Here is a 14,663-nt window from a genome sequence, read left to right as displayed (position 1 = left end):
TTCATGAATTAAAAATTAAGATTTACTCCCAGCATGAACATACGCGGGCGCTGATAGATGTTCTTATCGATACCGCTATAAATTTCCGGGTCAAGACCGCTATAGCCTGTCAGTGTACATACATTCTGCACGGTGAAAGAGAGACGAAGAGAGGTCTTTTCGTTCCACAACTTATCGAAGGTATGTCCTAACGTAATGTTGTCGATACGGAAGAAGTCGCCTTTCTCCAGGAAGTAATCGGTATAGATGCGATCCTGCGTAAATCCGGTTTCAAGGGTAGAACGCAGAATATTGCTGGAAACGCCGGTTCCGCCATAAAGTCCGTCCAAAGAATCGGAGGCTTTCACATAGTTATAAACATAAGCACCGAAGCTTCCATGTCCGTTGATACCCAAATCCCAGTTCTTGTATGTCAGACGGGTAGAAAGACCGCAGTAGTAAGGAGCTTTGGAGCTTTTGCCGGTCACGTACTTGTTGGCATCTTCTTCGCTGCTGGTGACGGAACCATCTTTTGCGATATATTTGCCATCCAGCGGCTTACCATTATCGTCATAAGCCTGTTGCAACAGGTAGAAAGTATTCGGAGTTTCGCCTACCATGTGGACTTGCAGATATTTACCCGTACCGCCGGCATTACCTGTCTTCACATAGTTGTCTTCACGGTCAATGGTGTTCAGCTTTGTAATTTCGGAAGTATTCCAGGTAAAATTACCGCTGACAGTCCATTCCCAATCCTTGTTCTTCACAGGAATCACGTTGATACCGATTTCCAGACCTTTACTCTTCATATTACCGATATTGGTTTCAATCATATTGGTAAAGTTGCTTCCGGCAGGAACGAATATCTTATTCAGCAGGTCTTTGGTAGTACGCCAGTAGTAATCAATCGTACCGGAGATACGGTTGTTCAGGAAACCATAGTCGATACCGATATTATAAGTTTCGGTAGTCTCCCACTTGATGTTGGCATCGTAGCCATTGGGACGGTAAGTAGTGTACCATTGATCACCGAAGTAATAGCGGGATTCGTCATAAGATGCCGTATAAGTCGGCAGGTGCTGATAGTATGAACCGATGGATTGCTGACCGGTCTGGCCGTAGCTCAAACGGAGTTTCAAATCGGACAAGGCTTTGAAGTTAGAGAGGAAAGCCTCTTCGTTCACACGCCAGGCTGCCGCAACTGAAGGGAAATACCCCCAACGGTTATCGGGAGAAAAACGTGAAGAAGCATCTGCACGCAGAGTAGCCGTCAACATGTAGCGTTGTTTCCAGGAGTAGTTTACACGTCCATAGAAAGAAAGTAGGTAAAGTTCAGCTTCGGCATGCTGGGGGGTAGCCAGTTCTTTGCCTTCGGTGTCGGTGGTTACACTATTATTCTTATACCAGAAACGTTGCCAGCCATAACCACCCATGACATTGATGTGATGATCTTTCAGTTCCTTATCGTAATTGGCATAGAAATCGAGCAAGGTGTTGCGCTTGGTCTGATGGTATTTATAGCGTTTGCCCGTACCGTCATTCTGATTTCCAGTGTACATGGAGGGAGCAAGATCGGGCACATTTTCACGATTGTCATTCTTCTGGATGTCATAGCCCATATTCAGATTGAAGCGCAGGTCTTCCAATCCGTGCACCTTGTAGTCGAGGGCAATGTTACCGATAGAACGTTTTGTTTTTTCGAGTTTGTCAGCCAGTTCCAGATCGGCAACCGGATTCGCAGCGGCCAGCGTGATGGGTTTACCGCCATTCATCCATGTATAATATCCCAGACCTACATTACCTTCATAGTCTTCGTAAACAGGACGGGTAGGATCAAAAGAGATGGCACTGCCAATCACGCCTGTTGAAACCGGTTGATTATTCTCAATACTTCCCTTGACGTTGATATCTACAGAAAGATGTTTATCAAAGAACTTCGGAGACAGACCTACACTGGCGTTGATACGCTCGTAGTTATTATTCTTCAATGTACCATTCTGGTTAGTATATCCTACGGATACACGGTAAGGCATATTCTTCAAAGCTCCGGTCATGGACAAGTTATGATCCGTACCCAGTGCCACGCGATAGATTTCTTTCTGCCAGTCTACATCTGCATTGCCCAGCTTGAAAGTCTCCGGAGCATTGGCATGCTCGGCAAAAGCCTGACGGAATTCTTCAGTAGACAGTACATCCATATACTGATATACATTGCTTACTGTCATGTTTCCGTTATAGTTGAAGGAGGGACGGGAGGTACCGTCAGCACTTCCCTTCTTGGTAGTGATGATGATGACACCATTGGAAGCACGCGAACCGTAAATAGCTGTGGCAGAAGCATCCTTCAATACTGTAAAGGAAGCAATGTCGTTCGGATTGATGGCACTGATAGAAGTATTGCTTACGGGTACTCCATCGATAACAATCAGCGGATCATTATCTGCCGACAAAGAGGCTCCCATACGGATACGGATGGTACCGCCGCTACCCGGTGCACCATTGCCCGGCACGATATTCACACCGGCAACTTTACCCACCAGAGCATCTTCAGCAGTCAATTGCTTACCTTTGTTCAGCTCATCCGGTTTCACAGTCAGCAAAGATCCGGTCACGTCGCCTTTCTTCACCTGTCCGTAGCCGATGACTACAACTTCGTCCAGCAACTCGCTGTCTTCCTGCATGGTAACTACAATGAGAGGTTTGTCTGTCACGGTGATTTCCTGTCCTTTATAACCGATACAGGTGACGGTAAGTACATTTCCGGTAGCCGCCTTCAGTGTAAAATTGCCGTCCACATCGGAAATAGTACCTATAGAAGTACCTTTAATAAGAATGTTAGCTCCGATAACCGATTCACCGGTAGCATCCTTCACATGCCCTTTCACCACGATGTCTTGTGCTGAAAGCGACAGGGATAGTAGTAATCCCAACAAAGGGAGAAGTCCCTTGACAAGTCTAAAAATGTTTTTCATAAGGTTATTATTATAATTAATAAAAAAATAATTTTCTCTTACCTCTGTACCTGTAGGGGCGAATCTCTGTTCGCCCGCACACGGCACAGACTTTTTTTCTATAATCCTCGTGTAACCTGTTTACCTGATAAAAACCAATACCCAAAGAAAATCTATTGTTAACTTTAATTTCTACGGCAAAGGTAGAGCATAACTTTCAGGGGAAGTGATCTGAGTAGATGAGTAAAGTAGATATAAGTAGACGCTTTAAAATGATAAGTAATTGAAATACAATACAAAGCCACTTCCCTACATGAGTCAGGAAAGTAGATTTAAGTAGACATTTGAGGAAAAAAGAAAGAGGTTTTATTAGCCTATTTGCTGCACAGCTTCCATAAATTCATCCTTGGAAAGCAAAGATTTGTTCCGCACTTTCAGACGATAGTTGTACACCGTCTGGGCAGAATAATGAAGGAAGTTCGCAATCTTCCCACTATCTGTAATACCCAATCTGATCAGAGCAAAGACGCGCAACTCGGGGGTCAGCAATTCACCTTCCTTCGGACAGATGCGTTCATCTTCCTGAAGTAAAGTATTGAACTGTTCTATGAACTTAGGATAGAGTTTCAGGAACACACTATCGAACGTGTAGAAGAATTCTTTCAACTCATTGGCAACAAAAGAAGAGGAATTGACAGTCTTATACAAATCATCCAATTGCCCGGTCTTGATTTTACGGGCAAGCATTTTCCGTTGTTCTTCCTGCTTGTTGATATATAGAGAGCACATATTGAATACATAGCCGATATATTCTTCCTTCACCTGATTGGATTCCTGCAACTTATCATTCAGTGTATGCAGATCAGAATTGATATGTTTAAGTTCCTCATTCATAGTGTTCACCGCTTTCCGGGCTACATTCAGCCGCTTCATCTGATAGAAAATGAACATCAGAGCAATCAGCAATATGACCAGCAGGACAGATGTCAGAATGACCAGGGCAACCATTTGTGTTTTCTCCTCCTTCAACTTGTTTTCGTACGTCCGGCTGATAACGGGAAGCAGTTCCGAAATCTCCTGCGTACGATAGCGTGCATTGCAGAAGGTGGCATCTTGCATAGAACATTCTATATAAGTATAAGCACGTTTTATTTCTCCTTCCTGAAACAGAAGATTCGCTAACTTCCACAAGGAGATGTATTCCTTCGTTGCCGCTTGAATATCGGCAATAGCCGAAATAGCCAGATATTTCTTCTGCAATTCAGTATTGCCCATAAAGGCATAAGCATTGGCGAGACCGATAGAAGGAATGGCAACACTGTATCCCTTCTCTTCATGTGTCTTGTAGCAACTTTTCAGTATCTCTATGGCCTCATCATACTTTTCTTCATACAGCAATTTCTCACTCATCATCAACAGATAACCCTGTGAACCGGGACGGCGCATACTGATAATAGAATCTTTATATTGGTATGCCAACCCCCGGTAATGTTCTTTCATCTGATCAGAGAAAGCATAATCCGCCATCAGCGTATAAACCTGGTGATACTGATAATAATAATAGGAAACGCCGGAAGCGTCCAGATCAGCGGACTTGATTCCATCCAGTATTTCCAGCCCTTCCTTATACATGGCTACTCCTATCATTACTTCGGCTATATTCAGTTCAGCCGAACGAATATAAAGGGGATTCTTCATGCGCTTGGCAAGTTCTACGCGCTGATTGGCCACCCATAGAGCCGAGTCCATACGGTAAGAGCGATATTTGCCGAATAATTCGCGGTAAAGATCATAACGCTCCTGATCGGAATGAGACAGCCGGAGTTTTCGTTGCAAGGCATCTATTTGTTCCTGACGTTTCAGGGTATATTGAGGACGGTTTCTGATAGACATATCAAGTTCACGAAGCAAAGAATCAATTTCACTGGGATGGACATGCAGGGATAGGGATGCTAACAAGACTGCCAAAAACACCTTTAGTTTCCTCATACGGATTTCTTTCTCGGTTTAACAATAGATCTTCACGGACAAAAATACGGAATAAATATCTGAAATGGAAAGTTTCATGAGGCTTTTGGCAGGAATTCACCGGAAACGTTGACGTACGGTTCTGAATAAAATGAACCATCATCCGACATCCTCTATTTTTGAAAAAAACTCTTCCCGTTCTTTCAGTTCTCACTGACTCCCCCTATTCATCGGCATTCCGGCTGAAACTTCCAGCTTTATAGCTGTTTCAGGTATATTTCAGCCGGAATGCCGATGAACAGGGAGTTTGAGATAAGCTGAAAGACTGAAAGAAGAAAAAACACTCAATGTATTGAATAACATCTGAAAACAAGCAGTCTTATGATCCAGAATAAGCAATGTTATGAATGATTAGATTGCTTATTATCATCCACAACAAGCAATCTAATTTCAGGCAAGTCCGATTCCTCTTTTAGCATCTATATATCGGTAACGTTGGATATATAGATACTACACATCCGATATATAGGTGCAACGCATCCGGTATATAGATGCTGCGCGTCCGATATATACAGCTAATAATACACTACACACCACTCCCCCCTTCTGCCGCAAGGCACTTGTAGCCCGTAACGCGTAGCTCGTAGCTGATTCATCTTCTGCGACGTCCGAACAAGTCCTTTATCCCATCCAGATCAAAACCTAACGTAAAACGAAGTGTCTGGTCGAGCGGATTGCTCTGTGCCGTAGATACCAGATAAGCAGCATCTAACGAGAATACACTCATCTTGAATCCTGCACCAAAAGAAAAATATTTGCGGTTTCCTTTGTTCTCATGTTCCCAATGATAGCCACCACGAATGGAAAACTGTTCGTGATAAGTATATTCCAACCCCAAAGACCACTGTATCTCCTGCAATTCTTCCTTGAAGCCGCCGGGGGCATCACTGAAAGATTTGAAAATACCCTTAATGGGAGAAATATCATTATAATCACGGTCCAAACGCTCTTCATACTCTTCCTGCGACTCATCTTCTCCACGAACAGGACGGGTAGGAACCATATACTTATTGGCATCAAAACTAACTCCGATTGTATTATAATCATCTATCGGGAATAACAGGGAAGCACCCAAACGTAAGTTAGTAGGCAAGAACTGGCTGGTATTACCACTATCATAAGAAATCTTCGTACCGATATTGGAAGCATTCAGTCCGAAAGAAAGCATACACTCCCGTTGGGCAAGTATGACGTAATTCGTATAATAGAAGGCAATATCGGCAGCAAAAGCAGAGCCGGCGGAAACTTCTTCATCTTCCCTGTATGCCAGGTCGGAATAAATGTATCGCAAGGCAACCGCAGCAGAGAAATGTTCGGAAAGCATGCGGGAGTACGCCACATCTACCGCCATTTCATAAGGTTTAATGGTATATCCGGGAGAATTTTCATCCTGATATGCTACGGGCACTTCACCCAAAGAGAAATAACGCAAAGAACCGCTGACAGCCTGATAATCTCCGATACGGTAGTAGCCTGCCAGATATGCCAGATCAATATCATTCACCAACTTGCGCAACCAAGGTGTATAGGAAACCGCTACTCCGGCACGGCTGATCGTAAACGGATACTTAGCCGGATTCCAGTATTGAGAGTTTACGTCCGGATCTGTAGCCGCACCCACATCTCCCATACCACCGCCACGGGAGTCAGGGGCAATACCCAAAGAGTTAACACCGGTATTAACGGGATTAAACTGATTCTTATCCTGGGCAAGAAGGTGTACGGACAAGAAAGCTATGAGTAATAGCAAGATGTATTTCTTCATACGATATTATTTATAATACGATCTCAAATATAAAAAACAAAATCTAACTTAATTTCCCTCCTTTTGGGAGGAGGAGAATTTAGTTACTCCTTTCAATTGAGATACTTATGATTTCTAATAACAATACTAATAAAACAGAGAATCCCCCTGTTTATTGTGACAGGATAATGATTTTCTGTGATTTCGTACTTTCGCGACTACCGTCGGAGACAATAGATGCACGATACAGATAAACACCCGGTGCCAGACGTTGCCCGCCATTACTGCACAAGTTCCATTCCACATAATAAGTTTGTCCTTCGGATACTCCCTTCTCCAGATGTGTCCACATTTCCCGTCCGGCAAAATCGTATACGGACATACGGACCGCAAGCGTGGAACCGGGGCGATTGTGAGAAAGAACGAATGTAGTACTTTCACGGGCAGGGCTTTGTGTACAAATAACAGAGAACAGACCGGGACGCAATCCGCGAACTACCTCAAACTCCAAAGTCTTTGTAGAGGAATTATTCAGCAAATCCCAGGCACGGAACGACAACGTATGTTTGCCCTCAGTGAGTTCGGGCACAGAAAAGTATACCGTTCCCCGGGTATAGTCTCCCGCTACCGGAGTATAATAATCATTCAGATTATAAGTCAGCACCGCACTGCCGTCGATACAAAGCGAAAGATCATGCCCGATACCATTGCCAACCGTATTGATACCATCCGCATCTTCCAATTCCGCCACAAACAACGGGGTGGTATTGGTTTGTCCACCAGGACTAAAGTCCGGCGTATTCAGATAAACGGTTATCTTAGGTCCTAATGTGTCCGTCAGAGAAACGCCATCATCCGTTCCACCCACCAGAAAGCGATCGAAAGCTCCTCCGGCTTCATGAGAATGAACGGCATCCAGAGCATAAAGGCTCAATAAACCTTCCTCATCGGAATAGTTGATATCCAACGGCACGGGGAAAGTAAATTCAAACCGTCCCTGACGAACCGAGTCACTGCCGGAGAAAAGAGTTTTGCTGCGCTCGGTATAAGTGAAAGCTCCCTCATCACGATTATCAAGAGTTGTCACTTCTTCCTTACTATCCAGCACAGTAGGGTGCACTGTACCGGTAAAGTCTTCAGCCAAAGCTCCTTCGGGAGTCAGGATACGTCCTTTTACTGTAATCTTGCTACCGGCTTTCACCTGCGGATAGACGCTCGTTTCTTCTGCCACATTCACCCCCGCAAATTCGTCTACCTGCACCTGGTAATCGGGATATGCCAAAGTCAGGGCAGGATCGCCAATCAGAGAGAAGTTCAGTTTATTCCTATCGTTAGCCAAAGATTCATCGCACTTGGAAAGCTGCATGATGTCTCCAAGGCGCAAACGTTTACCTTCGGGACGCGAAAAAATATGACGGAGGAAAGCCTGATTCAACGTGGAGTTTTGCGAAGCATACACCACCCGCGATGTAGTGAGTAAAGCTATAGCACCACCTTTAGTATTCAGGAAAGCCTGCTCTCCGGCAGAAGTTTGTATATCATCAAAACGGGTAAAGTCACAGGTGGCGGTAATCCATAGAGGAAGGCGGGGAGACGTCATTTTAGTGATGTCAGCCATCGTCAGCAGATTCTCTGCCGCCCATGCAGAAGTACTTCCATGACCTGTATAGTTGACTACCAACATTCCCCTGTTAAATAACTGCAAGAGGCGTTTCGTAGCATCAGGATAAGTTTCTCCGGTAGCGGAAGATTCACGATGGAAAGCATCGGCATAGATCCGGTTGACAAGCAGGGAAGGATAGTTTCTCTCGGTGTAACTTGCCAATAATTCAGATTGAGAAGCATGCAGATTCTTATCTCCGTCATCAGCTACATAGCAAACTGTATGTTTCCACGAACCCGCCTGTTTATTTTCCATATAAGCAATTGTCTTATCTACAGCAGCTTTTGCCTCAGCCGCTGTACGAACGGGGAAACGTCCGATACCAATATCCAACATACCGGCTGTAAGATCATCCCCTTCTTCATCATCAAGAAAACCGAAGTAATCGTCAGTTACATAGGAAGAAGTCTCTTCCAGAGAAGCTTCCGATTGGTAAGACAGCAGAAAGTTTTCAGGCCGGTAACTCTTCCAGGAAGAAGTCAACATACGATTATCGTAACTGCAATCTCCGAAGAATAACAAGTATTTGGGACGTTCTGCTTCATTCGGGAAGCGATCATACAACATCTTCATCAGACGGCGATAAGCCGTTCCATCTGGTGTACCGGAGGAAAACTCATTGTAGATTTGCGGAGCGGTAAGGACAAGGACGGACAATCCGTCTTTCTCACGATGGGCTTGTGCCAGTCGTTCCGCCTGTGCCAACAGGTCTTTCCGGTCGGGAGCAATGATAATCATATCCGTAGCTTCCAGAGAATGCAGATTCTGGTTCGCAACCCCACCTACGTTTTCCACTGTATCAAAGCCTCCCGCTTCGGGAGTGATGGCAACAAACTCACGCAACTCTCCTGCGGGAATAGTAAATGTATAGGTGCCATCGGCAAAACTGCCTTCTATTCTACCAATGTTTGCAGGATTGGTGACATCCCACACAACAGTAGAAGCTGTGGCACCGGAAAGAACGAACGTTGTCTCCTTATGAATGGAAGCCAAAGAGCGAAAAGTAAGATAAGGAGTGTTCAACGTAAGTGTACGCATGTAGTTTAAGGCAATGTAATCCAGACGCCCCGATGTACCCGAAGGGCGTGTATGGGTGATGGTTACAACCGTATTTTCCGACTTAGTCCCTTGCCAGGAAGCATTTATCGTTGCAGAAGTAGCTCTGGTATAATATTGATTATCGGAATCAATGGATGCCAGTGTGGTATTGCCTTTCGGTTCACCATTCACTGAAACAGAGTAGCTGGTAGATGCATCAATGGAGCGGGCGGCAAAGACAGTAGTCAACCATCCGGCAGCTTCCAGCACAATGCCCGGCAAGTTCAATGTATAACTTTTCGTATTTCCGGCCACATAGTCATAATCTTCATAAAGCTGCCTGCCGGTACCTGCCCAACTATATGCATCTTTTTCATAGATAGCAAAGGAATTGAAAGTCGTCAGTCTGTTGGCTGAAGTTTCTTTCAACGAAGAAAAAATTTCAGTTTCCATTTCCGGAATATCCTCCCGATCAGTCAGGAAGTAATACCCTTCATCAGAGTAAAAGTTGCGCTCGCGAACAAAGTAAGTATTTTGGCTATCCGGTGTCCAGGATACAGTGCCACGACCATAAAACAACACACCATCTGACAAACGCAACAAAGGAACTTCGGGCAAGTCAGCTGCCGGATGTTCATTGAAACGTTGGGACAGCAAATAACCGCCATAACCAAATACGCGGACTTTTTCGGGTCTTGAGAATCCCATCTTTTTTAATTCGGCATTCGTGATTTTAAAGACTCCGGTATTTCTCACACTTATCTTCGTCCAACGGCCGGAAGCAAGAAGTGATGTTGTACAATCCTTTAGAGATACTTCGGATAAAGTTGTTTTCAGATTTCGGGTAGCTGTTTCCTCCCCTATTCTATCTTTCTTAAGAAAAGAATTCACGGATAGTTTGAAAGAATTCAGCCGTTGATAACTTCCTTCACGAAAAACAACAGGAACAAAGCTTATGGAGAGAAAACCACGATGTGCGGAAACCTTAATGAAAGAGTTTATCTGTGGAGATGCCGGCAAGCCTTCCCGGAAAGCCACATTCTCATTGGGTAGCTGACGTAAACTGTCGAGTCGCATCTCTAATGCAGCCACCTCACTCCGGTTTAACTTCTGATATTCCGGAAACTCTATTTCCACCTGATAGGTGAAGGAACGGAAGTCTTTTCCCAAAGGAAGTTCGCGCGTCACTACGGGAAGCGTTTGTGCAGAAGACAATTCCTGCCAGTTCAGCGTAATGAATTCCTGCGCTGAAACCGGAAGAAGAAAAGCGATAAAGCAACAAAGCAACCAGCAACGTTTGATAAACATATCGTAATAAATTGACTCAACGAATATAAAAGTCGAGCAACTTATCTTCTCCGAGGTATCCTTCCAAATGCTGTCCTATCTGTACCGGACCTACGCCTGCGGGAGTTCCCGTAAACAACAGGTCGCCTATTTTCAGCGTCATAAAGCGGCTGACGTATGCAATGATCTCATCCACTTTGAAAAGCATATCCGAGGTATTGCCATGCTGCACTTCCTTGCCGTCTATTTCCAGACGGAAATCAAGCTGCTGCAAATCACCTCCTGCCTGCTCCAAAGGAACAAAAGTTCCGATAGCTGCCGAATGATCGAACCCTTTGCAAAGTTCCCAGGGATTACCCGCTTCACGGAACTTACGTTGCAAGTCGCGTGCCGTAAAGTCGATGCCTACAGTCACTGCGTCATAATAACGATTGGCAAAGCGCGGCGCAATGTTTTTTCCCAAACGGCAGATACGTACCACCACCTCAGTTTCGTAATGAACCTCATCCGAAAAATCGGGAATAAAGAAAGGCTTTCCGTCTTTCAATATAGCCGAGTCGGGCTTCATGAAGATAACCGGCTCTTTATTAACTAACGTATGCCCCAGCTCTTTATTGTGCAGTGCATAGTTCATTCCGACAGCAATAATCTTCATTATTCGATTTCGTTAAAATTCAGGCGGTTGAACATCACCGCCAAATGAGCATATAGAGAAGTATTCTGAACAACGATATTTTCCGGCACACGGATACGGAACGGGGTAAAGTTCCATACAGCTTTGATGCCACCCGCTATCATGGTATCCGTAATGCATTGGGCTATCTCGATAGGTACAGTCAGCACACCGATGTTCACATCATATTCGCGCATCTTCTGCTCGAATTCACTGGAATGGAAGATCGGTATTCCGTTCAATGTAGTGCCTACCAATTCCGGGGTCACATCAAATGCTGCTACAATTTCCAGCCCGAAGTGCTTCAAACCGGAGTCGCGCAACAATGCACCACCCAGACTACCTACTCCAAACAGAAATGCTTTATGCATATCGGTAAATCCGAGGAAGTCTTCCAGTACGGCTATCAGCGTATCGACTTCGTAGCCTACACGCGTACGCCCGGAGATGTTGACATACGACAAATCCTTGGCTATCTGTGAAGCATCTATATTGATTTCTTTGGATATCTGTGTAGAAGAGACGTACCGCTCGCCCCGCTGCTTGAGCAGCTTAACATTCGACAAGTACCACGGCAACCTGCGCAAAGTAGGCTCCGGCACTTTCATGCTATCCTTATATTGAATTGCCTGGTTCGTGGTCATTTTCTTCATTTCTTTCGGTTACGGGTGGACAAAAATACGCTTTTTTTGGAAAAGAATACTCCAACAGAAGAAAGTTAACATAATTTCCACAAAAGTTTTACTTGTCAGCAAAGAGGGATAACGGCAAACTAAGGGAAACTCCCACCGAATGGAACTTCAGGCAATCGAAACCGGCAAAGACTCCTATCCGTGCCATATCGGAAAACCCGATCGAATATCCAATCTCCGTATAGGGGCGCCCACCATATATCACGATGGAACGAAGATGCAAAGCTTCATCAAATGCTTTTCTTGATAGAAAAGGAAGATGTTTCAAAAGCAGATATGGAGTATACCAGGAGACATTAGCCTGTGCCCAGCGGGTATTAGTGGACAAAACGTAGTTGTCCAGTAAACTAAACCCAGTATCGAAAGAACGTTCCGTAACCAATATGCGAGTAGAAGCGAAATGCTTAAAGTCGGGGAACTGAAGATTCTTTGCATCAAAGAATGAACCTGCATTCACTGACCAATGCAGGCGATTGAACATTCCGAATTCGATTTTCTGTTTAGCTGAGAACTGCATCAGGTGGTACGAGGTAAGATAACGGCTTCCGCTCATAGGGAAAGCTCTGTCATATTTCAAGGCAAATGTAGGATAACGGGAAGCTTCATACACTTTTTTACCTCGCGACATGTGATAGTAGTGAGCCGGAGTGTACTCCAATTCAAAAGAAGCTTTCAGGATATCATTCTCCGGCATTGGTCGGAAAGCAGTGTTTTTCGGAATATTCGGTTCGGCATCTCTTTTGAACCAACTTTTACGGATATGGTTATCCAGCATCTTCCTGCGTTGCCAGGAAAGTGAGGAAGAAAAAAGTAATCCGTTAGCCGGCTCTATCGCATGGTCAACTGTGAAGAAGGTATTCTCGTAAAGCTTCAGATGGTTATGACCGAACAGCGAGCTGGACATACTGTTAATCAAACGGGATTCTCCACTTTCCGAATTATAATCAGCGGACAGAAGACCTCCGGAAAGAGATAAATAACCACGGTTTCGGGGAGTATAATCCAATGTCAGTTCTCCTTGTCCTATCCAGTCTTTACGGGCAGTGGTATAGTAGAAGGAAGGTACAAAGCGGAGTGTAGAGGATTTTGATAACTTCACTCCTGTCTTCAGCTTAACTCCTAACCAGAAGCCATCCACAAAATTATATTCGGGAATATAAGCGGAAAGACCAGGTAAAGTTAACCATGCATTTTTATTGGAAGTTCTGAAAGTCTTTCCCCACATAATGGTATTCAGTACTTGCCCGACCGCTGTTTTCTTCTCGGATTTTTCTCCGGGTGATAAATCTTTCAGCGCAATCTTTTCTTCTTTATATTGATAACTCTGCACTTCTTCCAATCGCAACGGCACACTACGAATAGTGGTCCAATAAAGAGAATCCCGCTTATCGGCAAGCGAATCAACCTGAGTATCTTTGCGTCCGATCCGTGCCGGACGTTCAAATTTATGTTTCTTTGGCTGCGCTACTGCATTGACAGTTACAGGTTTTGTCGTTTTATCCGTACTGGTCTCCGGCTGGATATCCGTTTTTACCTCTCTATAGTGTATTGCTGCCAGATAAGAAGCCTCTGCCTTGAAACCCATTATATCAATGGTAGAAGAGGTCGTAATAGAAACCGGCAGAAAAACAGAAGACTGTACTTCCTTGCAGGTGATCTTAATCTTTGCTTTCAACCCGGTAGCGCGAACATTGACATCAGCAGCTGATATACACCATAAATCATCTACAATGAACAGGTCCCCTTCCAGCAAACGGTTATCGTCTTTCTTGGGAATCACACGGATCTTATTTATCATTTGTCCTTCTTCTACAAAGCAAGCGTCAAGTTTGAAACGATAGTACGAGAAAGCATTTTTATTTAACGGGGAAACTTTACCGAAAAGCTCGGGGGTATAGAGATTAATCGTAGTTATACCCATGTCCACCCCTATTTCTTCTGGAAAAGAGTTCTTATTGGCTAATACCTTATTATTCCAGACATTGGGGGCAGTAAAGTTCACGATCTGCTGTTGCTCCAAGACAAACAGCTTTCCAAGCCATTCTTTTGCATCTTTCCGCACCTCTTTGGATAGTTTCAGGACAGCGGGAATAGCGGTCCCTTTACCGGTTCCCTTCAGATACGTGCCGGCAGTGTAGCTTTTTATCTGAGTGCGATAATAAGGAGCACGTGCTATCGCTTTACGCATCACTGCATAGGCCGGATCTTCATTTCCCTTGGTGATGTTTACTTCCGGCAGGCTATAGGTACGTTCGGCAAGCACTATATCCTTCTCATAATCACGATTCAGCATTTGAAAAGTAAAGGTCTGGGATATGAATCCTAAAGAAGAAACCTCACAGGTATATTGTCCGGCAGATAATTTCGTTTGAAACCGCCCATGCTCATCGGTAGTTAAACCGGACTTCATTTCTCTCAGATAGAGAGCGGCATAAGGAACCGGCTTTCCGTCAGTATCTGTAACAGTACCCTTGAAAGATTGTGCAAAAGACAGTATAGTAACCAAAGACAATAGGAATAGCCAGATGATTCTTTTCATATTTCGTATATTTGAAGCTAAATAGCGTTTTCTATTAGACGACAAAAGTCCAAAAAGATTGCAAAGTTC

Annotated in this window: 7 protein-coding genes; all 7 read right to left on the bottom strand. The window is 44.4% G+C overall.

Annotated features, from left to right (window positions below; genetic code table 11):
* Positions 1–8: 8 nt before the first annotated feature.
* Positions 9–2,951 (bottom strand): TonB-dependent receptor, encoded by a 2,943-nt coding sequence (locus tag K429_RS0101905; RefSeq protein WP_007218737.1) that lies wholly within the window; start codon positions 2,949–2,951, stop codon positions 9–11.
* A gap of 348 nt (positions 2,952–3,299) precedes the next feature.
* Positions 3,300–4,919: a DUF6377 domain-containing protein gene (locus K429_RS0101900; RefSeq protein ID WP_025725854.1), complete on the bottom strand. Its 1,620-nt coding sequence runs from the start codon at positions 4,917–4,919 to the stop codon at positions 3,300–3,302.
* A gap of 631 nt (positions 4,920–5,550) precedes the next feature.
* Positions 5,551–6,723, bottom strand: a complete 1,173-nt coding sequence (gene porV / locus K429_RS0101895) for a type IX secretion system outer membrane channel protein PorV (RefSeq protein ID WP_007210479.1) — start codon at positions 6,721–6,723, stop codon at positions 5,551–5,553.
* A 151-nt stretch (positions 6,724–6,874) separates the two neighbouring features.
* Positions 6,875–10,711: a type IX secretion system sortase PorU gene (gene porU, locus K429_RS0101890; protein ID WP_025725853.1), complete on the bottom strand. Its 3,837-nt coding sequence runs from the start codon at positions 10,709–10,711 to the stop codon at positions 6,875–6,877.
* A gap of 16 nt (positions 10,712–10,727) precedes the next feature.
* Positions 10,728–11,345 (bottom strand): fumarylacetoacetate hydrolase family protein, encoded by a 618-nt coding sequence (locus K429_RS0101885; RefSeq protein ID WP_007210477.1) that lies wholly within the window; start codon positions 11,343–11,345, stop codon positions 10,728–10,730.
* Positions 11,345–12,007, bottom strand: coding sequence for a redox-sensing transcriptional repressor Rex (locus K429_RS0101880; RefSeq protein ID WP_007218733.1), 663 nt, complete (start codon positions 12,005–12,007; stop codon positions 11,345–11,347). The genes K429_RS0101885 and K429_RS0101880 overlap by 1 nt, the downstream gene beginning before the upstream one ends.
* Before the next feature lie 97 nt (positions 12,008–12,104).
* Positions 12,105–14,594: a DUF5686 family protein gene (locus K429_RS0101875; protein ID WP_025725852.1), complete on the bottom strand. Its 2,490-nt coding sequence runs from the start codon at positions 14,592–14,594 to the stop codon at positions 12,105–12,107.
* Positions 14,595–14,663: the final 69 nt, after the last annotated feature.

The organism is Bacteroides sp. 14(A) (assembly GCF_000526555.1).
GTDB classification, from domain to species: domain Bacteria; phylum Bacteroidota; class Bacteroidia; order Bacteroidales; family Bacteroidaceae; genus Bacteroides; species Bacteroides cellulosilyticus.
Note: the sequence above shows the minus strand (reverse complement) of the source record. Positions and strands in the feature narration are given on the sequence as shown.